This is a genomic window from Pseudomonas sp. 1, from assembly GCF_056626735.1.
This window is the reverse complement of sequence record NZ_JBWXMQ010000021.1, coordinates 1-24186: the sequence shown is the minus strand read 5'-3', so window position 1 is coordinate 24186 and position 24186 is coordinate 1. Positions and strand designations below refer to the sequence as shown.

19 protein-coding genes are annotated in these 24186 nt (G+C 63.3%); 5 read left to right on the top strand and 14 right to left on the bottom strand.

Annotation, left to right across the window (positions count from 1 at the left end; translation table 11 throughout):
* Positions 1 to 8 precede the first annotated feature (8 nt).
* The 8 genes from AC1MDC_RS25235 to AC1MDC_RS25200 form a co-directional block, all read right to left on the bottom strand.
* Positions 9 to 542, bottom strand: coding sequence for a response regulator (locus tag AC1MDC_RS25235; protein ID WP_085698586.1), 534 nt, complete (start codon positions 540 to 542; stop codon positions 9 to 11).
* Between the two features lie 236 nt (positions 543 to 778).
* Positions 779 to 1732: a peptidylprolyl isomerase gene (locus AC1MDC_RS25230; RefSeq protein ID WP_085698585.1), complete on the bottom strand. Its 954-nt coding sequence runs from the start codon at positions 1730 to 1732 to the stop codon at positions 779 to 781.
* Between the two features lie 15 nt (positions 1733 to 1747).
* Complete coding sequence (locus tag AC1MDC_RS25225) at positions 1748 to 3298, bottom strand: cytochrome c/ABC transporter substrate-binding protein (RefSeq protein WP_480393893.1); 1551 nt, start codon at positions 3296 to 3298, stop codon at positions 1748 to 1750.
* Positions 3299 to 3307: 9 nt separating this feature from the next.
* Positions 3308 to 3934, bottom strand: coding sequence for an SCO family protein (locus tag AC1MDC_RS25220; protein ID WP_085698583.1), 627 nt, complete (start codon positions 3932 to 3934; stop codon positions 3308 to 3310).
* Positions 3931 to 4581: an SCO family protein gene (locus AC1MDC_RS25215; protein WP_227235121.1), complete on the bottom strand. Its 651-nt coding sequence runs from the start codon at positions 4579 to 4581 to the stop codon at positions 3931 to 3933. Before AC1MDC_RS25215 ends, AC1MDC_RS25220 begins: the two co-directional genes overlap by 4 nt.
* A 13-nt stretch (positions 4582 to 4594) precedes the next feature.
* The gene (locus AC1MDC_RS25210; RefSeq protein ID WP_480393892.1) at positions 4595 to 6517 is read right to left on the bottom strand and encodes a YncE family protein; all 1923 of its coding nucleotides are present in this window, start codon (positions 6515 to 6517) and stop codon (positions 4595 to 4597) included.
* A gap of 174 nt (positions 6518 to 6691) precedes the next feature.
* Positions 6692 to 12535, bottom strand: coding sequence for a manganese-oxidizing multicopper oxidase MnxG (gene mnxG / locus AC1MDC_RS25205; protein ID WP_480393891.1), 5844 nt, complete (start codon positions 12533 to 12535; stop codon positions 6692 to 6694).
* 202 nt (positions 12536 to 12737) lie between these two features.
* Positions 12738 to 13349 carry a lytic transglycosylase domain-containing protein gene (locus AC1MDC_RS25200; protein ID WP_085698579.1) on the bottom strand — a complete coding sequence of 204 codons (612 nt, stop codon included), beginning with the start codon at positions 13347 to 13349 and terminating at the stop codon, positions 12738 to 12740.
* A gap of 203 nt (positions 13350 to 13552) precedes the next feature.
* Between AC1MDC_RS25200 and gspG the strand changes: the two genes are divergently transcribed.
* From gspG to AC1MDC_RS25185, 3 genes are all read left to right on the top strand, one after another.
* Positions 13553 to 13981 carry a type II secretion system major pseudopilin GspG gene (gene gspG, locus AC1MDC_RS25195; RefSeq protein ID WP_085698578.1) on the top strand — a complete coding sequence of 143 codons (429 nt, stop codon included), beginning with the start codon at positions 13553 to 13555 and terminating at the stop codon, positions 13979 to 13981.
* A gap of 14 nt (positions 13982 to 13995) precedes the next feature.
* Complete coding sequence (locus AC1MDC_RS25190) at positions 13996 to 15183, top strand: type II secretion system F family protein (RefSeq protein WP_480393890.1); 1188 nt, start codon at positions 13996 to 13998, stop codon at positions 15181 to 15183.
* 79 nt (positions 15184 to 15262) lie between these two features.
* Complete coding sequence (locus AC1MDC_RS25185) at positions 15263 to 15925, top strand: hypothetical protein (protein WP_480393889.1); 663 nt, start codon at positions 15263 to 15265, stop codon at positions 15923 to 15925.
* Between the two features lie 152 nt (positions 15926 to 16077).
* Here AC1MDC_RS25185 and AC1MDC_RS25180 read toward each other — a convergent pair whose 3' ends face one another.
* The gene (locus AC1MDC_RS25180) at positions 16078 to 16977 is read right to left on the bottom strand and encodes a LysR family transcriptional regulator (RefSeq protein WP_227235116.1); all 900 of its coding nucleotides are present in this window, start codon (positions 16975 to 16977) and stop codon (positions 16078 to 16080) included.
* Between the two features lie 162 nt (positions 16978 to 17139).
* Here AC1MDC_RS25180 and AC1MDC_RS25175 point away from each other — a divergent pair, with 162 nt between their 5' ends.
* Both AC1MDC_RS25175 and AC1MDC_RS25170 read left to right on the top strand, forming a co-directional pair.
* Complete coding sequence (locus tag AC1MDC_RS25175; protein WP_085698574.1) at positions 17140 to 18156, top strand: alpha/beta hydrolase; 1017 nt, start codon at positions 17140 to 17142, stop codon at positions 18154 to 18156.
* A 63-nt stretch (positions 18157 to 18219) separates the two neighbouring features.
* Positions 18220 to 19647, top strand: coding sequence for a mechanosensitive ion channel family protein (locus AC1MDC_RS25170; RefSeq protein WP_085704822.1), 1428 nt, complete (start codon positions 18220 to 18222; stop codon positions 19645 to 19647).
* A gap of 58 nt (positions 19648 to 19705) precedes the next feature.
* Here the strand turns inward: AC1MDC_RS25170 and ycaC are convergent, their stop codons facing one another.
* From ycaC to AC1MDC_RS25145, 5 genes are all read right to left on the bottom strand, one after another.
* A complete protein-coding gene (ycaC, locus tag AC1MDC_RS25165) occupies positions 19706 to 20332 on the bottom strand; it encodes an isochorismate family cysteine hydrolase YcaC (RefSeq protein WP_011333417.1) in 627 nt (208 codons plus the stop codon).
* Between the two features lie 66 nt (positions 20333 to 20398).
* The gene (locus tag AC1MDC_RS25160) at positions 20399 to 22237 is read right to left on the bottom strand and encodes an amidohydrolase (RefSeq protein WP_085698572.1); all 1839 of its coding nucleotides are present in this window, start codon (positions 22235 to 22237) and stop codon (positions 20399 to 20401) included.
* A 45-nt stretch (positions 22238 to 22282) separates the two neighbouring features.
* Positions 22283 to 22909 carry an antibiotic biosynthesis monooxygenase gene (locus AC1MDC_RS25155; RefSeq protein WP_085698571.1) on the bottom strand — a complete coding sequence of 209 codons (627 nt, stop codon included), beginning with the start codon at positions 22907 to 22909 and terminating at the stop codon, positions 22283 to 22285.
* The gene (locus tag AC1MDC_RS25150) at positions 22902 to 23318 is read right to left on the bottom strand and encodes a DoxX family protein (protein WP_085698570.1); all 417 of its coding nucleotides are present in this window, start codon (positions 23316 to 23318) and stop codon (positions 22902 to 22904) included. The genes AC1MDC_RS25155 and AC1MDC_RS25150 overlap by 8 nt, the downstream gene beginning before the upstream one ends.
* Positions 23319 to 23552: 234 nt before the next feature.
* Positions 23553 to 23930 carry a DUF6124 family protein gene (locus AC1MDC_RS25145; protein WP_085698569.1) on the bottom strand — a complete coding sequence of 126 codons (378 nt, stop codon included), beginning with the start codon at positions 23928 to 23930 and terminating at the stop codon, positions 23553 to 23555.
* Positions 23931 to 24186 lie beyond the last annotated feature (256 nt).

The following is a 24186-nucleotide window of genomic DNA, read 5'->3' as shown; positions in this document are numbered from 1 at the left end:
TCGCGCCATTACTCCCCGGTGAGCATTTGATCGTCGTCCGGTGCCATGGCCTCCGACCGGTTTCGTCGGCGGTCCGCCAGCACCCAACTGCCATCGTACAACTGCAACGGGAAGCTCTCGGTCCTGCTCTGGCGTCGTTCGACGAAGCCTTCGGATGGGCTCGCACCGGGTTTCTCTTCGCGCTGGATCCCCAGAAGGTCACAGACAGCTCGGGCCAGTTCCGCCAGTGGAAACGGTTTGAACAGGATGTGACTGACCCCCAGTTGCCGCGCCCGCTCACAGACTTCAGCGGTCGGGTGACCCGTTATCAGCACGAAATGACACGTCCTGTTCTGGCGGACCGCGTCGAGCACCTCGAACCCTTCCATATCGGGCAAGCGGTAATCGAACACCAGCACGTCGGGGGCGAAAGTCTCGGCCAGGCCGATTCCCTCTGCGCCGTCATGTGCAATCCGGACTTCCAGCCCTTGCGCCGACAGATAATCCTGAAGGTTCTGTGCAAGCAGCTGTTCGTCTTCGACAACCAGTACTTTGTTAACCAAGGTGGACTCCCTGAAACCTCAAGTGCCGGCAATTGAAATTCAATGACCCGAACCTGCTGGAGTGCGCCTCACAAGAGGTAACGCACACTTCATGCCAGGCTGAGTGCCGGTAATTTTTTGTCTTCATGTCCTTGAATTGAATGGAAATGCCCGCTCGTCCCGGTACCCCGTTCCCCAGAAACGGGGAAGCACCTGAATGGGCATCGAAGCCATTCCCCACTTTTGGGGGGGAACCTTCAGTCGTCGTCAATTCGTTCGATCCTGTTCTCTGCCCGCAACTGCGCGAGCACCTGACGACGAGCCTGGGTCTGTTGCTGTCGGGCGAGGTACGCCCTGACTGTTTCCAGCCCTTGCTCCTCTGGGACATCGGCCGCCTCCTTGTGGTTCTCGACAAAGATCAAATGCCAGCCGAACGGTGTACGCACCGCCTCGCTGACTTCGCCAGGCTTGAGGGCAAACGCCGCCGTTTCGAAGGCCGGCACCATTTGCCCACGGGCGAAATACCCCAGGTCCCCGCCCTGGCGGGCGGTGACATCTTCCGATCCCGATTGGGCGACGCTAGCAAAGGTTTGCCCCTCAGCGATAGCCGCCCGCATTTGCATCAAGCGTAGCCGCGCCGCTTCAACCGTGGCGGCGTCGGCATCGCCGGCAACCTTGATCAGAATGTGCCGGGCCTGCACCTGCTCCGGCGCGCCCATTTCAGCGCGGTGTTCTTCAAAGAAAGCCCGCACCGTTTGCTCGTCCGGGGCCTGGACCCGGGTCAGCTCGGCGAACATCCGCTGCGCCGCCAGTTCGCGGTGGGTGTACTCGGTGAACGAGGTCTCGTCGAAACCGGCGTCTTGCAAACGCTGGAGGAATTTATCGGTGCCACCGATCGCGGTACGGGTCTGCTCGACCTGATCGCGCACCGTTTGCTCATCGATCCTGACCCCGCGCTTGCGCGATTCCTGCCAGAGCAGTTCCTTGTCGATCAACGCATCCAGCGCGGCCTGCCGCAGTTGTTTATAGGCCTTCGGGTTGCGGATGCTCGCCACCGCGCGGCCTTGATCTTCCAGGTACTCGGCGAAATAGCGTTCCAGGCGAAACCCGGAAATCGCCTCGCCGTTGACCCGGGCGGCCACCGGTTCATCGTTCGCCAGCGCCACCGACAACCAGCCTGTCAGCAGCAAACACAGGGTTTTGAGCTTCATGATCAGGGCCTCCGGTCAGGGCGTGGCAATAATCGGTTTGTAGGGAGCGACCAGGTAAAAACGCTGGTCGGGCAAGTCAACGGTGACCACGTGCGCCCCGCTCAGGCCCGATCGTCGGCCGGGGCCGAAGCTCAGGCGCGGGGTCAGGCCGGTGTCGAAGTCGTGCAGGCCTTCGAGCGCCGCCACCAGTTTTTCGCGGCTGGCGTCGCGGCCGGCTTGCTTCATGCCTTCGCTGAACAACAGCATCGAGGCGTAAGCGCCGACTTGCAGCACCGCGTGCTGGGCGCCGAGGCCCTGATGTTCGCGCAACAGCGTCAGCGCCATGCGCCCGGCCTGGGTCCAGTCGCTGGGCACGAACGGATACGCCAGAAACACTCGCCGGGAAAATCCCTCCGGCACTTGCAGCAGATCCCCCGCCACCTGGCTCGATGCGGCAAACAGATAAGGCACCTGCCCGGCATTCTGCAATCCGGTCGCCAGCCGACTGAAACCACCACCGCTGCCCAGGTAAAACACCGAGCGTGAGCCCAGCGGCAAGCTGTCCGCCGCCGGGTCGTAAGCCTGCAGATGGACTTTTTGCCAGCCGTGTTCCTGCAGATAACGACCGAGGGTCTGTGCCGCCAGCACTTGCGCCGGATCATCGGGATAGGCAATCAGCGTCGGCCCTTGCAGCACTCGCAGGCTGGCGGTGGCGTAGTCGGCCAGCGCGATCAGCTGCTCGCGCAATCCCGGCAGCGGTTCGAAAATCTGCGGGCTGGCCTGCACCGGACCGAGCAGCGACATGGCCCCGATCAACGGCACGCCGGACTGTTCCAGGCGCGGCGCCAGTTCGCTGTCCAGTGCCGGGGCCAGCGGTGCGATCAGGGCGAAAATTTTCTCCTCCTCGATCAGCCGTTGCAGGGCCCGTTCAGCACTCGCGCGATCCGGGCCGGGATCGGCCACGGTCAGGCGCAACTGCCGGCCGTGAATGCCGCCGGCCTGATTGATCCGCGCCACGCTGCCGTTGAGCACCGCCGCGATGGTTGTGCCCTCCTCGGCCAGCGGCCCCTGGCTGGGCAGCAAGGTGCCCAGGTGCAAGGTCTGGTCATCAAGCCCCGGATCGCGATCATCGGCCAGGCGTTTGAGGTAGGCGGTGAGGTTGCGCTGATCCTTCATCGACAGCAGAAAGCGCGGCATGCTCGGGTCGAGGCGATTGTTGCCGGGGTCGCGGCCCTGCTGGATCACCTGCGCCAGACTGCTCTCGGTGTAAGCCGGGTAATGGCGGCCATTGATTTGTTGCTGACCGTGGACGCTGGTCAGCCGCGACCAGTTGAGTTCCGGCGGACGCACCCCGCCTTCGGGCCGACCGAGACCGTCGGCGCCGTGGCAGTTGGCGCACGGCAGGCTGGTGGCCGGCAGCAACACATCCGCCGCGCCGACCCGCGCCATGATCGGTTCGCCGCTGGCGGACAAACCTTCGCGGTACAGGCGCTTGCCGGCGCTTTCTTCATCGGTCAGCGGCAACGCGGCCGCGCAGAGGCTGACGCCAGCGAGCAGGATCAGGGCGAGGACGCGGCCGAGGTTCATGGCGCGGACTCAGCGGCCGGCCACGGGCATTGTCAGCAGCTGCAAGCGCTGGGCAATGGCGGCGGCCGGGGCGTCGGGACGGATTTTGCTCCAGCGTTTGTTGGCGACATCGCCGACGATCAACTGGGTCGAGTGCTGCTCGGGCGTCGGCACGATCTGCCCGATGCGGCCCAGCACCAGGTCCATCTGCGCCTTGTCGCCGGTGAGGAAAAGCCAGTGAGGGTCATCGGCACCCTGCTTCAAGGTGTAAGCCTTGAGCACCGCCGGCGTGTCGCGCAGCGGATCACTGGTAAGGGAAATGAAGGTGATGCCGTCGGCCTTGTCGCCCAGCAGCTCGCGGACTTCCTTGAGCTTGCGGGTGATCAGCGGGCAGGCGTCATTGCAACGGGTGAAGATCACGTTGAGCAGCACCACGCGGTTGTGCAGCGCGTCGCTGTAGAAACGCTGGACGTCACCGTTCTGATCCAGCAGCGGCGTGTCGGTGAACCAGGTTTTCGCGTCGTGGGTGCCTTTGGCCGGTGCCGGCGCAGCGCTGGCCGTTGTCGGTGCAGGTTGTTCGTGGCCTTCGTGGGCCAGGGCCATGGCGCTGAAAATCCAGAAACACAGCGTCAGGGTGATCCAGTCCAGGGTTCTCATGGTTGTTGCTCCATGGCAATCGCGGTGTGTTTGGCGTGGGTGCGCAGGCCGCTGAGTTTCTCGACTTCCCTGGCCAGCAATGCCGGGTCGGTGAAGCCGTAATAGCGCGTCCAGTGGCGGCTGTTGCCGTCACCGACGAGGATCAGCGGCTGGTGATTCTTGAAGTCGCCGCTGAAACTGCCGAGGCCCTTGAGGGTGGCGGTGATCGATTGCGGCGAACCGGTGAGCCAGCTCCAGCCCGGGCCTTTCTGGAAGGTGCGGGCGTAATCCTGCAAGCGTTTCGGGTCATCGCGCTGCGGGTCGATGCTGATCGACACCAGCTGCACTTCGGTGCCGACCCGGGCACCGAGCTGTTTCTGCACCTTGCCCATGATCGACGAGACCACCGGGCACACCGTCGTGCAGCTGGTGTAGATGAAACTCATGACCACGATTTTGTTGTGTACCAGATCCTGCTCCAGGTGCACGGTCTTGCCGTTCTGGTCGAGCAGCGGCACGTCGGCGAATTTGACCTGGGCATGCTCCTGGCTGTTGGCGACTGGGGCCGTGTGCCCGGCATGCTCGTCCGCCGAGTGGGCGCTGGCCTGCTGGATACCGACGGTCAACAGGCACAGGGTCAGCAGGCCACGGGATGCAAATCGGTTCATGGTCGTTACCTCGTCACTGGGTCTGGCCGGGCAGCACCCGGACACTGGCAAATGTCTTGTCGTCGAAACCGGCGCCCAGCGAGGCCGCGCGCACATGCAGGTACCAGGCGCCGCTGCGGTCGAGGGTCACCGGCGCTTCGTACACGCCGTCGGCGACTTCCTGTGCCGCCACTTCGCGAGGGCGCGAGGTCGGCGCGAGGAAGTAGCGCAACTGCACGTCGGTCACGCCGCTGCGCTGGATCTTCTGTTTGCCCTGGACGATGCGAAAACGCACCACATACGGGTCGTTGAGGGCCACGGCGGTCTTGTCCAGCAGGAACTCGACTTTGGGCACGCCCAGATGTTTTTCAGGCGCGCCGTCGGACGCTACCTGCGCGGTGAAGCAATGAATGATGTTCGGCTGGTTGAGCAGGAACGCCACGTCGAAGCGCCCCGCCGCCGGCAGCTTGACCCGTGCGCTGTAGAGCCCCGGCGACACTTCGCGCAGGCTGCGGTCGATCACCAGCGCGGCACGGGCGATCTGCCCCCGGTTGGGGTAACCGGACATCGGCGCGTTCATGCCTTCGGCGTAGAAATAGGTGGTGTTGTCCACCGGGTTGACCACGAACACCGCGTTGTCATCGCGCGATACCGCGAGGCTCGACGCCAGCGGCAGGTCCCCGGCCAGCCGTGGCGGCTGCGGCCCGGCCTCGAAACCCTGAGTAATCGGCTGACGCCCTTCGCCCAGCGAAGACAGGTTGATCATGGTGACTTTCGGCGAGGCCAGTCCGCGCACGTAGGCATAGGCCTGGGTGAACACCACTTGATAGGGTTCGGCTGAAACCTCCAGGTCATGGATCGCCGAATCGTTGGCCGCGTCGATCACCGTGGCGCGGTTCTCCACCGTGTTCAGCACCACGCCAAAACGGCCGTCGGCGCTGAAACCCATCGGGCCGAGGCCCTGTTGCAGCTTGATTACCCGCCTTACGGCGCGGCTGTTGCTGTCGATCACGGTGACGGTGCCGTCCTTGCCATCGGCCACGTACACCGCGCCGGACAGCGGCGAGTACGCCACCGACAGCGGGCTGGAACCGGTTTTCACCTGTTGCAGCAGGCTCAGGCTGGCGACGTCGATGACGCTGAGGGTGCCGTCGTCGCGGTTGCTGACGAAGGCGAAACGGCTGTCCTTGCTGAAGGTGATTTCGTGGTGGCCGCGGCCGGTCATCAGGTGTTTCAGCGGTTTGAGGCTCTGGGTGTCGATCACCGTGACGCCTGACGCTTCAGCCTTGCTCGCGCTGTTGCCGACCCACAGCAGGCGCTCGTCCGGTTGCAGCGCGACTCGCACTGGCTGGCTGCCGGCGGCCACCGAGTCGATGACCTTGAACTGCTCGCTGTCGATCACCGCCACTTCTCCCGCCGCCGGCATCGACACGAAGACCTTTTTGTTGTCCTTGGGCGTGACCCAATCCATCGGCGATTGCTTGAGTTCGATCCGCGCCAGCGTGCTGGTGATGCCGCCGACCGAGACAGAGGGATCGACCACCGAAACGCTGGCATCGCGGTTCATCACCAACAGGAAATAGCTGTTGAGATCGAGCAATGGCCGCGCGCCGATGTTGGATTTGAGGAACGTGCCGACCCGCGACTTGCAGCTCTGATCGCGGCCCTGGGCCTGATCGGCGGCAACGGTTTGCGGATCGATCCACGCCCCCGGCGCCACACCGGACAACGGCTGGCCGGACGCGCCGTCGGTGACACGAAACTGCACGTCGGCGAACTCGCCCTCACGCAACTGGCCGTCGCTGGCCAGCGGCTTCAGGTTGAAGGCGATCGATACGCCGTCGCGGGTCAGCACCTGCCCGGCGCCGGTTTGCGCCAGGGCTATCTCGCTCAGCGTCAGCAGCGCGCCGGCCATCGCCAGCAGGCAGATGCCGATAATGTTGATGATCCTGTTCATGTCGCTCTCCCCTGACACATTGTCCGAAACACCACCGCCCTGTGGGAGCGAGCTTGGTCCGGGCGGCGTTCCGACGAAGGCGTCAGACGCCTCACCCCTCGAAACCGAGTTGCTTTCATTCGCGAGCAAGCTCGCTCCCACAGTTTTTGCATCCACCGATCCATCGCATTCCAGCTACTGAGCAGGCGGCGCCGGCTCCGGCTCATTGGTCACCCGCAGCAATCCCCACAGCCCCGAGGTATTGCCGTAGGCGGCGTAATCGCGGAACAGGTAGTCCCCCGGTATCGCGTTGCTGCCCCCGGCGCTCGGGATCATGAAGCTGAAGTGCGCCGCCGGCAGAACGCTCTCGTGAGCGCCGATGTACATCGACATCGGGTTGTAGCCGAAGCGCACCGAGCCCACACCCGGCGTGCCCATCGGGTAGCCACCGGTGTCGCTCTTCTCGGCCTGGAACGGGTTGAGCGACCAGACATGTCCGTCGAGCTGGAACGTCGTGCCGCGACTGCCGCCGCTCGGCATCAGGATGTGCGTGCGCAACGGCTGCCCCGGTTTGGCATACAGCACCGGCGTCTGCGGATCGCCCCCCACCAGCGCATTGCTGTAGGCCATGTGCGCGTTGGTCATGTCGCCGTAACCGGCGCCATCGGCATGACCGAACGGTGCATCCGGAGCGAGGCCGAAGCGATACCACAGCGGCTCGGTCTTGTAGTTGATGGCCATGCTCGAGTTGTCTTGCGGATCGGTCGGCACACCGAAGCCCTCGGCAGCGATGCCTTCGACTGGCCGGCCATTGGCCCAGCGCGTGTTCAGCGCCTTGTGCCAGACCATCGCGAAGTCGCGGTAAGTCGTCTGCCCCGGTGCGGTGACCGTGGCGTTGACCTTGCGCGCATCGTCGACCCAGGTCGCGCCGATCGGCAGGATGCTCATCGCACCCCCCAGACCTTTTTGCGGTTGCTTGATCACATCCGCCGGGGTGATGTTCAGGCCACCGAATTCGACGGCCGTGGCGTTGATGTTGTCGACACTGCGCCCCAGTTGAGTCACCGGTTTGCCTTCACGCTCCAGGTGCCCGGCGTAGTACTGATAGGTACGGGTCGGGTAGGCGCCGCTGCTGCCAACCCGTGGCGGCACGGTCTGGATCGGGTTGGCGCCGACATTGGCACCGTCGGATTTGGTGATGTCGTAGGCCAGCAGTTGGGCGTGCAGCCCCACGTGGCTGGACGGCCGCATCAGGTTGTTGCTGAAAGTGGTCGAGCCCAGGCCGCTGTTGCGGTCGCGCTTGACGATGCCTTGCATCACCGCGGTCTGGGTCAGGTCCGGCATCACGCTCGGCAGACGGTTTTCCAGGGTGATGTTGATGCAGTCCCCCGCCGCTGCGCGCAGCACCAGCGGTTCGACCGGAATGCCGGGTTTGAGCTTGCCGCTGACCGGATCGAGGTCGGATTTGCGCACGTACAGGATCGCCGTCGGATCATGCAGCGGCCCGCTCTGGCCACCGATGGTGATGGTCTCGCCGTCCTCCGGATCAGTCACGGTCACTTGCGGGATGCTCACCGTGCGCGAGTTCAGCACCAGGGTGCCGCCCGCCGGATTCAGCGGCCCGCCGACATGCTGACCGAGCCCGGCAGAATCGCCGATGCTCAGGCCCAGCGAATTGCCGAGGATGTCGTTGGCCAGCGCCGCCACCACTTCATAGTTGCGCTGCACCGTCGGCCGGGTGCCGATGCCGTTGGGGTTGGCGCTGATTCGTGGGCAGCTGCCTTCAAACGCCACGGTGTTGCGCATGCCGGCCGGGTTCGGGTTGTTGGGGATGGCGAACAGGTCATTGCGTTTGGCCGTGTAGTTGCGCATCACGCCCCAGATCCCGCTCCAGTAGCCTTCGATCGAAGCGTCCATCGAGTACAGATAGTCACCGGTGGTCGCGGCGGAACTGGACAGCATCGACACGGGTGCGATGAAGCCCATCTGTTCAGAGATGCCGATCATCTGCGAGGCGCGCCAGCCAGAGTTGGAGCTGTTGCCGAAACCGGAACCGCTCTGCAGCCATTTCACGCCGTGCAGGGTGACGTTGTGCTCTTCCTCGTGGCCGCCGGCATGGACCCGCAGACGCACGTTGTCGCCGGTGTAGGTACGCAGCATCGGGGTGAACGGATCGCCCGGCTCGCTGCCGCCCTTGTTGATGTGCGGCGGGAACAGCGTGGTGCCGCCGGTCGGGCCGGTGGCAGCCGTCACCAGATTCGGCGCCAGGTTCATCGCCGGGATCGCCCGGTCGGTACGGCTTTGCATGGCGTACGCCAGATCGCCGCCGAGGCCGTCGGCCTGCATGCCGCGCTTGCCGTCCGGGCCGACCTTGTTCGGGTCGTAGACCCGCAGGGCCAGCGGCTCGTTGCGATAGTTGACGACGAACATGCCCGGATCATCCACGGAGATCGCTTGCGGGCAAGGCCGGCTCGGGCAGCCCGGCACCTGACCGCCCTGCATTTCCAGCACGCCCTCGAGCAAGGAGCTGGCGTTGCTGCGCACCGGCGGGTTGATCGCGTAGCGGAAGCTGTCGGCGGTGGCTGGAAACGCTTGCGGATCAGGCACGCCGTTAGGGCCGGCGCCCACGTACACACCGGCTTCATAGGCGTGCTGGAAGTCGCTGTATTCGAGGAAGAACTCACGGAAGCTGTCGTTCTTGCCGTCGCCGTCGAGGTCGCCGGTGTTGATCACCGCCTGCCACGAGGTCGGCCCGCCGTCCTGGCGCGCGCCGCTGTACAGAGGCTCGCCGGTTTCGGCGTGGAACCAGGTGGAACCGGCCGGCTCCGCCAGCACCGTGGCATACAGCCCGATCTGCTGGTGAGTCGATGGGCCGAGGTGGTCGTGGGTGAAAATCGTGCCCAGCCCCCGGTCCACGCCCTTGGCGTTGACCACCGGGTCGACGAACCAGCGTTGCATGGCCGTGCGCGCGCCCATCCAGTCGCTGCGCCCGAATTGACCGAAGAATGGATGCGCCTTGGCTTTCGGGCACGCCTGGGTGCCGTCGCGCGGGTCGCTGCCCTCGCACTGGTTGAACTCGCGGATCGCGTGAATGCGTTCCTGAACAGCGCCTGGGGAGAGCACGCCGTCCTCGTAGTTCCAGCCGTTGGAGGAACCGTCGGCGGACGTCAGGTCCCACTTCGGCAGGTGGATGTGCTGGCCGATCACGTCGGTCGGGGTGCGCACCTGATAGTCGTCCATCTCGTAGGTGGCGGGCACCAGGTTGGTTTGCTGGTATTGCACGCAGTCGAAGGTGTTCATGCGCATCACCAGCGGCTCTGGCGGACGCTGTTTGGTGATTACCGGCCAGGCGTCTTCCCACAGCGCCAGAATCCGGGCTTGCGGGAAGTGATAACCGACCTTGTTGTAGACCGCATCGAACTGGATGTTGGCGGCCTTGTAGATCCGTGGCCGGTCGGCGGTGAAGGTCGAGGCGCCGACGAAGGACATGCCGTCCAGCCGGTCGCCGCTGGCGAATTCACCGCTGCCGGCGCTGCTGGTCAGGCGTTTTTGCCGGTCGTCCATGCACGGTTCGTAGTACGGCGCGCCGGCCATCGGCAAGGCGCCGTTGGTGCGGAAGGCCTTGGCCACGATTTGATTGCCGGGCAGCAAGGCAAAGCTTGGGTGGTCCTTTTTCGCGTGGAACGCCATCGCGGCCTGTTCCACTTCCGTGCCCTCTTCGGGCAGGTAAATCGGTTTGGCGCGGGTGACTTCCTTGGAGAAGTCCAGCGAAGTGGTCACGGTGTGTGCCTCGCCTCCGGCCGCCACTCCGTCGAGCGCGTGCCGCTGCAAGCCGCCATCCCAGCCGCCGGACTGGTTCGGGTCGAGGTTGGCCCACAGCGCCTTGCCGCTGGCTTTCAACGATTGCGCGGTGGCGGCGTCGAGCATGTCCAGCGGTGGGGTTGGCGGACGCTGACCCACCGAACTTTCCATGCCGCCGATCCAGAATGGATAGCCGGGGTTTTTCAGGCTGCCGTCGGCGTTGCGGTTGGCTTCGCTGCGATCGACCAATGCCAGGGAACCGATGGCTTGCGATCCGCCGTTGCCGCCATGGTGTTCGCCATCGTCATCGCCCTCTTCTTCCTCATCGTCGTCATCGTGGCCGGCGACCAGGGTTTCACCGATTTTCGGCACGACCACCACTTTGCCCGGCATCGGGGCCATGGCTTTGCCGGGCAGCGGCACGACGGCCGGAATCGGCGTGCCGGCAATGATCTCGCCATCCGGCAAGGCGCGGGCACCGGCAGCCGGTTTACCGCTGCGCAGTGCGTAAGGTTCGCTGTGATAACCATCGGCGCCCTGTTGCGACACTTCCAGCCGGGTGCCTTCTTCGAACACATCGTGCACCCGCCACATCGACCACATGCCCTGAGCGAAATGCGGATAGAAGTGACAGTGATAGATCGCATCGCCAGCCACCCGGTTGCGGTTGCCGGAGCCGCCGTTGGCGATTTCGTAGGTATAGCCGGCGCCCGGACCAATGCCTTGGGCATCGACATAATCGGAGTTGTCATCATTGGGGTTGAACAGCCACTGGTGACCGTGCAGGTGGAAGATGTGCTGCTCGTGGCCGTTGTGGGTGTTGCGGAATTTGACGAAGTCACCGATGTAGCTGTGGTTGACGTTCGACGGCTCCGACGGATAAAGGGCCATGGTGGCCTTGACGCCGACCTGATCGGCGCTGGGTGTCTGGCCGGGGGCGATGTTCTCGAGCCCGGTGTTGGCCGGCACATCCACCAGCATCGCCACGTCACCGACGGTGTGCGAGCTGAGGAAGAATTCTTCGTAGGCGCAGGACAGGCAATCGTGCATCGGCCCCACGCCGAGACGGTTGGCGACCACTTCAGCGCCCATGCCGCCGGAACCGTAGTTGATCATGAACGAGTCGCGGGTCGGCTCCAGCACATGGGCCATGACCGGGTCGGCCCAGTAGGCGGGGAATGCCTGGGTGGCGGCAGTTTCATCCTGGAACTGCGAGGCGAAATCGCGAAATGGTTCGAGGCGGTTGGGGATCGCCGGGTTGCGTTTGCCCATCGATTCCAACGGATAGGTGCTGGGCGCAAAACTGCCATCGGCATTGCTGCCCATGACAATCGCATCGCTTTCGCTGGAGATGATTTCGTTGCCGTCGACCATGCTGATGATCGGCGTGCCAGCCTTGCCTTCGCGCAGCCATGGTTCGCGCTGCGGGTAGCGAGCCTGGTAATCGACGATGGGTTGACCGGCCGGTGTGCGACCGGTGGTGGCCAGACGCATTTCTTCTTCAGTGAGAGTGTTGCGATAGGTGCGGCCCGACTTCGGCACGACCACGACCTGGCCGAACAGACCATTGGCGGTATTCCCGGCCGCGCCCTCGCCACCGAATGTCGCGCCGCGACTGCTGACGGCAAACGCTCCTTCGCGCTCGGCGTACAGCACATACGAACGACTCGCCCCCGGCGGCACCAGGGTATTGGCGTTACGCCCGGTATAGGAGGAAATGTCGTCGATGCTGTTCACCGCTTGCAGGCCGTTGACCTGGAAACCGACATGGCGGTCGGCGACCTGCTCGTCGACTTTGAAAGCATCGGCGCCGTTGGCGTTCTCGGTGCCCTCCTCGCCTTCTTCGCCTTCAGGGCCTTCGAAATGCTTGTTCGGGTTGGCCTGATAATCGAGCAGGTTCTGCAGGTTGATCGTCAGGCAATCACCGGCGGCCACCCGCAGCACCAGCGGCCGCGGACGTTTGTCCGGCCGCAGCGAGACTTTGCCCGGCACCGCGCTGCCGCCATTGGCCAGCGAAACGTCATGCTCATCCACCACATCGCGGCGCAGCGCGTACATCATCCCGTTGGCATTCTGCGCACCGAGGCGGTTGAACATCAGCGGTTGATCGAAGGCGACGACGTTGGCCACCAGATTGCGCTCACAGCGCACGGTGGCGCTGGCCAGTTCGACACTGAGCATCGAGACCAGCAACAGCAGCCAGTTCAACAGGGACGGTGCGTGGTGAATGCCAACCATGATCGGAAACCTCGTAGTGGGTGCTCACAGGGAACGATTCTCGATAAACCCCTTGGAGCAATCCGCATGCCACAAAAAATTGCTTTCCATATCAATCAGTTACACAAGCCATTTGAGAATCCGGGGGATATTCCCCACCCGTTTCCCCACTTTTCCGGCCCCTCGGATTTGCCCCGAAAGTGGGGGAAATCCGTGTCCGGACCTACAACGGCGCGTCCACTGCCAGCCCTTGCAGACGCCGGTACTGGCGCAAGACGCTGGGTACATAACGTTGGGTTTCGGCGAACGGCGGGATCACCCGGCCGCGGCTGAGCACCGCGTCAGGCCCGGCGTTGTAAGCCGCCACGGCCAGGGCGATGTCGTTGTCGAACAGGGTCATCAGGCGCTTGAGGTATTTGGCCCCGCCCTGGATGTTGGCCTTGGGGTCGTAGACGTCTTTCACCCCCAGCTCGCGGGCGGTGTCGGGCATCAATTGCATCAGTCCGCCGGCCCCCTTGGGCGAGGTGGCGCCGGGGTTGTAATTGGATTCTGACTTGATCACCGCGTGCAGCAAGGCTTCAGGCAGCTGATTGGCGCTGGCCGCCGCTGACACCAGCTCGGCATAGGGCTGGTTGGCGATCAATTGTGGTTGCCGGTCAAGGCTGACCAGCGGCGCATCGGCTTCGCGGATCACCCGCTCGTAAGTGCGTCCGGGACGGTGGACGTTGGACAGCACGTAGCTGCCCTTGGCGTCCACGGATACGAAGACATCGGCTTGCGCGACACCGACTGACAGCACGCAGCCGAGCAGTCCTGCAGTGAATGAATGGATCATTGGGCCTCCCCTGACAGGCCCCGAAAAATTGGGGGAAATGCCCCACTGACCCGTCGTCATCCAGCCCTACGCAAGCACTGTGCCGAATCTTGAAGAGCCCGTAATACAAGGGCTACAGCCCGACAGCCGAATTTATCGGGGGCTGAGCATGGCAATTGCATAAGCCCCTGTGGCGACACGGCTGCCACTCACGGGAGGTCATCATGAAGCTGCATTTTCGTCCGCATGCCCAACGCGGTTTCACCCTGCTCGAATTGCTCGTGGTGCTGGTGGTGCTTGGCCTGCTGGCCGGGATCGTCGCGCCCAAATATTTCGCCCAGCTGGGGCGTTCCGAAGTGAAGGTCGCCAAGGCGCAGATCGAAGGCCTGAGCAAGGCGCTGGATCTGTATCGGCTGGAAGTCGGCCACTACCCCTCCACCGAACAAGGCTTGCAGGCGCTGGTGACCGCACCGAGCGACGAAGCCAAATGGACCGGCCCGTACTTGCAGAAAAAACTGCCGCAGGATCCGTGGGGGCGTAACTACACCTACCGCTATCCCGGCGAAAACGCCGAGTACGATCTGCTCTCGATGGGTAAGGACGGCCAGCCCGGCGGCGAAGGCGAAAACGCCGAAGTCACCAACTGGCAATGAGCGGAGTACAGCGCATGCGTTTTCATTTGAAGGCAGTGGGCAAGGCCGGGGTGGTGTCGCTGAGCGTCGAGGCGCCCGGCCAGAGCGAAGCGCGGCGCATCGCCGAGGATCAAGGCTTGCGCGTGGTCAGCCTGCACGCCGAGCGTCACTGGCGCTCGTTGCGTCTGAGCAAGCGTGAAACCTTCAACCTGGTGCTGTTCAGCCAGGAACTGACCACCCTGCTCAACGCCGGCCTGCCACTGATCGATGCACTGGAAAGCCTGGCCGAAAAAGAAACCGTCCCCGCAGCCCGCAAAACCCTGAGCGAGCTGGTGCGGCTGCTGTACGAGGGCAAATCCTTCTCCCAGGCACTGGGCCAGTTGTCGGCGGTTTTCCCGCCGTTGTACGTGGCGTTGGTACAGTCCAGCGAGAAGACCGGTGCGGTCGGCGATGCGCTGGGCCGCTACGTGAGCTATCGCCAGCGCATGGACGAGGTGCGGCAGAAGATCGTCAGCGCCTCGATCTACCCGCTGTTGTTGCTGGTGGTCGGCGGTGGCGTGGTGCTGTTTTTGATGGGCTACGTGGTGCCGCGCTTCAGCCTGGTGTTCGAAGGGCTGGGCTCGAACCTGCCGTGGCTGTCGCAGATCCTGATGAGCAGCGGCATGTTTCTGCACGCCCATCAGGGTGAGTTTTTCGGCCTGTTGGCGACAATCGTCATCGCCCTCGCCGTGCTGCAGAAACAACCGGCGTTTCGCCGTGGGCTGGATCGGCTGGTGGAGAAACTGCCCGCCGTGCACCAGCGGATTTTCATGTATGAGCTGGCGCGGTTTTACCGGTCACTGGGGATTCTGCTGCAAGGCGGGATTCCACTGGTGACGGCCATGGGTATGGTGCGCGGCCTGCTCACCGTAGCCTCGCGGGCGCGGCTGGATCAGGCCTGCGAGCGGGTGCGCGAGGGGCAATCGCTGTCCACCGCGCTTGAGCTCAACCGGCTGGTGACACCCGTGTCCCTGCGCCTGCTGCGCGCCGGCGAACAGTCCGGCAACCTCGGGCAAATGATGGAACGCAGCGCCGATTTCTACGATGAGGAAATCAGCCGCTGGATCGAGTGGTTCGTGCGTCTGTTCGAACCGCTGCTCATGACCTTCATCGGCCTGTTGATCGGGGTGATCGTGATCCTGATGTACATCCCGATCTTCGAACTGGCTTCGAGTATCCACTGACCTCGGGAACGGGTCGGATCACACGCAAAAACAAGGCACATCCACGTTCCCAATCAAGACAACAAAGACGGAGAACGATATGCACATTAAAAAGCTAGTGCTCGCAATGGCCATCGGCGCAGTCCTGTCGGCGTCTACCGTACTGATTCCTGACAACCTGTCCGGGATGTCGAGTGTTCAGGCCAAGGAAGGGGGTAGCGGTGGCGGCGGCGGTGGAGGTAGTGGCGGTGGCGGCGGCGGTGGACACGGCGGTGGTGGAGGCGGTAACGGCGGAGGTGGCAGCGGAGGCGGTGGTGGCGGTAATGGAGGTGGCGGCGGCGGCAATGGTGGTGGTCACGGCGGCAGCGGCAGTGGCAATGGTGGTGGTCACGGCGGCAGCGGCAGTGGTGGCAACAGTGGCAGTGGCGGCGGAGGCAACAGTGGCCACAGCGGCAGTGACCACGGTTCGGGCCATTCCGGCAGCACGGCGTCATCGGGTCGCAGCGGAACGCATTCGGAACCCGGCGATGACCACGGTGTGCATCGCGCGGGCGAAGTCGGCGACGACCATGGCGTACACCGCGCCGGCGAAGTCGGCGATGACCATGGCGTACACCGCGCCGGTGAAGTCGGCGATGACCATGGCGTACACCGTGCCGGTGAAGTCGGCGATGACCGGGGCCAGCATGCGGCGGGCGAACCCGGTGATGATCGCGGCGTACATGTCGGCGGTGAGCCTGGCGATGACAAGCGGGCCAACTGACTCACGTTGAAACACACCACCTGTGGGAGCGAGCTTGCTCGCGAAGGCGTCGGCACACACAACCTCTTCGCAGGCAGACAGAGAGCTTTCGTCGGAACGCCGCCCGGAGCAAGCTCGCTCCCACAGTTATCGGCTACTGAATCTTTGAGCGGCTACAAAATCGCTTGTGCCTTATCCAGCCGCTCACGCAAAAACTCGATCAACGCCTGCACCGGCCGTGACGCCTGACGATGTTGCGGATACACCGCCGACAACGTCAGCGGTTCGGGCCGAAACTCGTCCAGCACCGGCACCAGCCGCCCATCCTTCAGCGCCGCGCCGACAATGAACGTCGGCAGATAGGTAATCCCCATCCCCGCCACCGCCGCATCCCGCAGCAATTCACCGTTGTTGACGCGCATCCGCCCGGTGACGTTCACCAGCAGCGGCTTGCCCTGCCCCGCGTTGAACCGCCACTGCACCGAACGCCCGTGGCCGTAAGGCAGGCAGTCGTGGCCGAGCAGATCTTCCGGTTTGACCGGCGTACCGCGCTCGGCCAAATACCCCGGACTGGCGCAGTAAACCCGCTCGATTGACGCGATGCGGCGGGCGATCAAGGTCGAGTCTTCCAGCACACCGATACGCAGCGCCAGATCGTAACCCTCGCCCAGCAGATCCACCGGCCGATCACTCAGATCCACTTCCACCGTGACCTCGCGATAACGCTGCAGAAACGGCGGCAGCAGACAGCCCAAATGCGCCAGTGCAAACGACAGCGGTGCGCTCACGCGAATCGCCCCGCGCGGCTCGGCGGTCTGCCCGGCGATGCTCTGCTCCACCGATTCCACTTCGCCGAGCAAACGCAGCGCCGACTCGTAATAACTCTGGCCCAGCGGCGTCACGTCCAGGCGCCGGGTCGAGCGGTTGAGCAATCGAACGCCGAGGCGTTCTTCCAGCTGCATCAACCGTCGGCTGACGAACTGCTTGGACAGGCCCAATTGATCGGCCGCCGCCGTGAAGCTGCCGGAGTCCATCACCTGGCAAAAAATACGCATGTCTTCGAACGGGTTCATTGTCACTCTCTGGTTGACAGTTAAACGCTTTATAGCCGCTTTTTCACTTTCCGGCACCTCATTAATCTGTGCTCACGGTGTTGCTGAGGCCTGAAGCCCAGCGCCACAGCAGCCCGATCCCAAGGCATACAAAAACTCAAACGACTTAAAAAGGAATTACACATGAACATCAAGAAAACCCTCGCCGCGTCCCTCCTCGCCCTGTCCATCGGCAACGCATTCGCCGCCCAGAACACTGGCGTCGAACACAACACCCAGGCCTTCCTCGATGCCCTCGCCGCCGGTGGTGGCAAACCGCTGGAGCAACTGAGCCCGAAAGACGCCCGTGCGGTGCTGACCGGTGCCCAGGCTTCGGTGAAGGTTGACCTGTCCGGCGTTGAAGTCAGCGACAAGGCGATCAAGGTCGATGGCCAGACGATCAACCTGAAAGTGGTGCGTCCGGCCAAGGTCAAGGGCGAGCTGCCGGTGTTCATGTTCTTCCACGGTGGCGGCTGGGTGCTGGGGGACTTCCCGACGCACCAACGCTTGATCCGTGATCTGGTGGTGGGCTCTGGCGCGGTTGCGGTGTATGTCGATTACACGCCGTCGCCGGAAGCGCAGTACCCGACTGCGATCAATCAGGCTTACGCGGCAACCAAATGGGTGGCCGAGCACGGCAAGGACATCGGGGTCGACGGCAAGCGTCTGGCGGTGGCCGGTAACAGCGTCGGCGGCAACATGGCGGCGGTCGTGGCGTTGATGGCCAAGGAGCAGAAAACCCCGGCCCTGCGCTTCCAGCTGCTGATGTGGCCGGTGACCAACGCCGGGTTCGATAACGGCTCGTACCAGCAATTCGCCGAGGGCCACTTCCTGACCAAAGGCATGATGCAGTGGTTCTGGGACAACTACACCACCAACCCGGCCGAGCGCGCGCAGATCCATGCCTCGCCACTCAACGCCAGCGCTGAACAGCTCAAGGGCCTGCCCGCCGCGCTGGTGCAGACCGCCGAGTTCGACGTGTTGCGTGACGAAGGCGAAGGCTACGCCCGCCACCTCGACGCGGCGGGTGTGCCGGTGACCTCGGTACGCTACAACGGGATGATTCACGACTTCGGTCTGCTCAACCCGCTGAACGGCATCCCCGAGGTGAAAGCCGCCGTGCGCCAGGCAGCGGCAGAACTCAAGACCCACCTGAACTGAGTGCAACCCCTCGCCACACCTTCGGGTGTGGCGTTTTCTTTTGTGCCCGCCGGAGTTCACCTCATGAGCCTTTTTTCTGCCCATCTGCTGTCCTGGAGTGCCCTGCTGCTGGTGCTCGACGCGCTGATCTGGCACCTCGCGCCGTTCAAGCATCGCGCGCAACGGGTCGCTGTGCGACTGGTGCTGTTTCTGGCCTTCAACGCACTGGTCATCAACGCCGGCGTCAGCCCGTTGCAGGTGCCCATGTTCGCCGATGACCCGGTGGCGCAACTCGGGGCGACGGCCCTGGGGATTCTCTGGTGGTTGTACGCCGCGCGGGTGCTCACCGAAGTCATCGGCCTGATCCTGATGCGCCGCATCGGCCACAGCGGCCGTCTGTTGCAGGACGTGATCGGTGCGCTGGTGTTTCTGGCAGCCATCGTCGCGGCAGCCGGTTATGTGCTGGATCTGCCGGTCAAAGGTCTGCTCGCGACCTCCGGCGTGGTGGCGATCGTCATCGGTCTGGCGCTGCAAAGCACCTTGGCCGACGTGTTTTCCGGCATCGTGCTCAACACCACCAAGCCGTATCAGGTGGATGATCTGGTGGTCATCGACGGCGTCGAAGGCAAAGTGCTCGACATCAACTGGCGCGCCACGCACCTGCTGACCAGCACCGGCACCCTGGCCGTGGTGCCGAACTCGGTGGCGGCCAAGGCCAAGATCGTCAACCTCAGCCGCCCGAACAACCTGCACGGCGTGTCGATCAGCATCAAGGTGCCGAACCACATACGCCCGCGCCGGGTACTCGATGCACTCGACCGCACGCTGCAGGGCAGCAGCAGCCTGTTGCTGTCGCCTGCACCGAAAGCGGTGCTGAAAGAGGCCGGCGAAGAAATGTCCGAGTACGTGGCCAGCGGATTCATCGCCGAACTGGGCAAGAAAAGCGACGTGCGCAATCAACTGTTCGACCTCGCCCACCGCCACCTCGAAGCGGCCGGTATTTCGCGCCACCCCGACGGCGTGATCGAACCTTCGACCCGCGCCCGTGCCTTGCTCGATGAAGTGAAAATCTTCCGCTCGCTGAGCCATGAGGAACGCGATCGTCTTGCCGAATCGATGGTCGCGCAGCAGTACAGCGCCGGGCAGGTGGTGCTCAATCTGGAGGAAGTCCCGGACAGTTTGTTCGTGATCGCTACCGGCGTGGTCAGCGCCAGCGTGCCCGACGGCAACGGATTCACCGAGGCCGGGCGTATGGGGCCAAGTGAGGTCATGGGTGAACAGAGCATCCTCGCGGATACGCCCTCGCAGGCGACGTTTACGGCGCTGACGTCTTCGATCATTTATCGCCTCGACAAGAACCTGACTCGCCAGTGCATGGAGCAGCGCAGTGAAGTGGGTCGGGCGTTGAATAAACTGCAGGCGGTACGGCAGCAGAATAGCCGGTTGGCGTTGATGGCCAAGCCTGCGCCAGTGAGGAAAGGTGGATTCCTGGGCTGGTTGCAAAAACGCTGAGCCCTTTTCAGAAGACAAAAAGAGGCCCGCCACTTTGGCGGGCCTCTTCGTTACAAGCTTACTTGGCAGTGAACTTGGTATAGCTGTTGATCAGGTTGCGGTAGTTCGGCAGGCGCTGGGACAGCAGATTCGCCAGACCTTCCATGTCGTTGCGCCAGTCACCCTGCAGCTCACACGCCACAGCAAACCAGTTCAGCAGGTGTGCACCCGCCGCCGACATGCGCGCCCAGGCCGCTTGCTGCACAGTGGTGTTGAAAGTGCCGGAAGCGTCAGTCACCACAAACACTTCAAAACCTTCAGCGATGGCCGACAGAGTCGGGAACGCCACGCACACGTCAGTCACCACACCGGCGATGATCAGTTGCTTGCGGCCGGTGGCCTTGATGGCCTTGACGAAGTCTTCGTTGTCCCAGGCGTTGATCTGGCCAGGGCGGGCGATGAACGGCGCGTCCGGGAATTGCTCTTTCAGTTCAGGCACGATCGGGCCGTTCGGGCCGCTGTCGAAACTGGTGGTGAGGATGGTCGGCAGGTTGAAGAACTTGGCGATGTCACCCAGCGCCAGCACGTTGTTCTTGAACTCGTTCGGCGAAAAATCCTGCACCAGCGAGATCAGACCGGTCTGGTGGTCGACCAGCAGGACCACGGCGTCGTCTTTGTTCAGGCGTTTGTAAGGAACGTTGCTCATGTGAAACTCCTCGGGGATGGGTGATGCGGCAAGCGCCGGCCACGAAGACCGGCGCCGTTTACGGAATCAGAAAGCGAAGCAGGAGCAACCGAACGCGCCCCAGAAACCGGCGAAATCGCTGACCGGCGCATTCGACATCCGCGCTTTTTCATGGCTGTGGGTATGCACCGCGCACGGGCCGCTGCATTGATGGACCTGGGCCTGCAATGGCGAATTCGGGCGCCAGTGGCCCGGGACTTTCACCACTGGCGACCAGTCCGGCAGCACCGGCAAGGCACGCGGGCCGAGGTCTTCGAAGTCGCCGGCGGAATAAACGATCTTGCCGCCGACCACGGTCAGCACCGACTCGATCCACTTGATCGCTTCTTCCTCGACACTGAAGAAGTCCGCGCTCAACGCTGCCAGATCCGCCAGTTGCCCGACCTTGATCTGGCCCTTCTTGCCCTGCTCGGACGAGAACCAGGCGCTGCCATGGGTGAACAGTTCCAGCGCGGTGCTGCGTGGCAGACCTTCTTCGTACAGCGCCAGACCGCCGACGGTGCGACCGCTGACCATCCAGTACAGCGAAGTCCACGGGTTGTAGCTCGACACCCGCGTGGCATCGGTGCCCGCGCCGACCGGCACGCCTTCGGCAAGCATGCGCTTGATCGGCGGCGTGGCTTCGGCGGCTTGCTTGCCATAACGGTCAACGAAATATTCGCCCTGGAACGCCATGCGATCCTGAATCGCGATGCCGCCGCCCAACGCTTTCACCCGCTCGATGTTCTGCGGGGTGATGGTTTCGGCGTGGTCGAAGAACCATGGCAAGCCGTTGAACGGAATGTCGCGGTTGACCTTCTCGAACACATCCAGCATGCGGCTGATCGATTCGTTGTAGGTCGCGTGCAGACGGAACGGCCAGCGTTGTTCGACCAGGTGGCGCACCACCGGCTCCAGCTCCTGTTCCATGGTCTGCGGCAGGTCCGGGCGCGGTTCGAGGAAGTCTTCGAAGTCCGCCGCCGAGAACACCAGCATTTCGCCGGCGCCGTTGTGACGCAGGAAGTCGTCGCCCTGATGCAACTTGACGCTGCCGGTCCAGTTCTGGAAATCGGTCAGTTCTTCCTTGGGCTTCTGGGTGAACAGGTTGTAGGCGATGCGCACGGTCAACTGGTCGTCTTTGGCCAGTTGCTCGATCACCTGATAATCGTCCGGGTAGTTCTGGAAACCGCCGCCGGCATCGATGGCGCTGGTCAGGCCGAGGCGATTGAGTTCGCGCATGAACTGACGGGTCGAGTTGACCTGATATTCCAGCGGCAGCTTCGGCCCCTTGGCCAGCGTCGAGTACAGAATCATCGCGTTCGGCCGCGCCACCAGCATGCCGGTCGGGTTGCCATTGGCATCGCGCACGATCTCGCCGCCCGGCGGGTTCGGCGTGTCGCGGGTGTAGCCGGCGACGCGCAACGCGGCGCGGTTGAGCAGCGCGCGGTCATACAGGTGCAAGATGAAAACCGGGGTGTCCGGGGCCGCCTGGTTGATCTCTTCAAGGGTCGGCATGCGTTTTTCAGCGAACTGGAATTCGTTCCAGCCACCGACCACGCGTACCCATTGCGGAGTCGGCGTACGGTCGGCCTGATCCTTGAGCATGCGCAGCGCATCGGCCAGCGACGGCACGCCTTCCCAGCGCAGTTCGAGGTTGTAGTTCAAGCCACCACGGATCAGGTGCAAGTGCGAGTCGTTGAGGCCGGGGATCACGCAGCGGCCCTTGAGGTCGACCACTTGAGTGCCAGCACCTTTGAGCGCCATCGCCTCGGCATCGTTACCGACGGCGACGAAGCGCCCGTCCTTGATCGCCACGGCGCTGGCGAGGGGTTTTTCGCGGTCTACCGTATGAAATTGGCCATTGAACAGAATCAGATCGGCGTTCATCGCAGTTCCTTCGAGATAAGTGAAACGGAGCCCGGACCCACCACTTCAGCGCGGCGGATTGGCATTGGATTCGAGGTGTTTGTGTGACTGACCGGCTTCCAGCCACGGCGCGAACAGACGGGTCACCGGCGGCATGAACACGTAGACCACCGACAACACGATGGTCAGGGTGATCAGGAATGTGGCGACCACGTAGTTGGAGAGGAAGGCATTGAGCTGCAGCAGCGGCCCCCAGATCAGCGGCACCAGCAAGGTGTGCGGCAGGATGACCAGCAGCGTGACCACGGCCTGCTTCCAGCGCGGTGGCGGCGAACCGGCCTCGTCGGTCGGCGTGAACCAGAATTCGCTGGCGGTATTGACTTCGGTCTGGTCGCCGTCGGCGAGCATCGGTGCCGCTTCGTCGATCAGCTTCTGACGCTGCGGTGAATCGAGCCAGCGCTGCATCGCGTCGGTCGAGCAATAACGCAGCACGCAGGTGAACAGCGCGAGCCCGCCCTGCTGGCTGCGCATCACGTCCACGCCCAGATGCCCTTCTTCGCGCCCCGCCACACTGACGATATTGCGCAGCCAGGCTTCGTACGGCTGCTCAAAACCGGCCTTGACCCGGTGCTTGACGATCAGCGTCACGGTTTCTTCGGGCCCCGGTTTTTTCAGGGTCTGGGCATCAGGCATAACGGAGTACTCCGGGCAAACGAACATTGAGCGCCAGCCGTCCGGGCCCGGCGATCAGAACAGTGGTGAACAGGATCAACAGCAACCAGCCAAACTGCCCTTCGGCCACACTCCATTGCGGATGCACAAGCAGCAGCGCCACCAGCAACACAAACAGAATAGGCAAGCACGCCAGACGCGCCAGCACCCCGGCGACGATCAGTAGCGGACAGAGGACTTCGGCAAAGATCGCCAGAATCAAAGTGAGGTGGGCACCGAGGTGGAACGGATCTTCGATCAGTTGCAGCTGCGCAGTGAAGTCCAGCAGCTTGGGCAAGCCGTGGACGAACAGCAGAAACAACCCGCCGGTCACCCGCAGGAACAGCAGGCCGAGGTTTTGCGCCTGGTCATTGCGTTGTACAGCGTTCATGGGCCCATCCTTGATCAATCATTGCAGGCATGGTGCAACGATTGATCGGGGGGAAATTGGATGGGTGTGCTCTCTTTGGCGTGTTCAGGGCCGGAACCGTGATCGTTCCCACGCTCTGCGTGGGAATGCAGCCCGGGACGCTCCGCGTCCCAAAGAGCGGACGCAGAGCGTCCAATGAGGTATTCCCACGCGGACGGTTCGACGCCTCGACGTGGGAACGATCAGTGGAAACGATCAGGCTATAGCGGGCGCCTCAGCCTTCACCTCCAGGTTATCCAGCACCCGATTCACCGCCAGTTCCCCCAGCATGATCAGTTGCGCAATCCCCAACAGCACATGCCGCTGCGGGCCGTCCACCAGTCCGGCGAAGTCATTGGCCATGACCTTGGCCGAGGTCAGGGTTTCGCAGGCGTCGGCCAGCAGTTCTTCGCTGTCGATGCCGGGGGCGATGAGGTAGCGGGTATTGGGTTTGAGCAGTGGTTTGCGGGGGAGCAGCGGATTGAGATAGTGATCGAGGGCGCGTTCGGCGGCTTCGTGGAATTTCTTGGAGTCGAGGGTTTCGTAGGGGGAAGTCGAATCGACTTCCGGAGGGTTTGGCGTGGGTTTGATCATGGCAAATCTCCGTGATGGGACTGAGCCGCCACGACTCATCGCTAAACAAGTAAAGGTGGCGGCTGTACGCAGGTTAGCGATCCGGGTCACAGAAACCCCGGGTAGACCCGAAGGTCTCCCACGCACAGCCACCATTACGCCAAGTGCAGAGAAAAGACTGCAATTGGTATTGGGCGTTGTTGCGTCTGTAGGGAGCCGGATCGCTAAACCCGATCGCTGCTTTTCAGCGACCGCCAAACAATAGAACCCGCCCCCT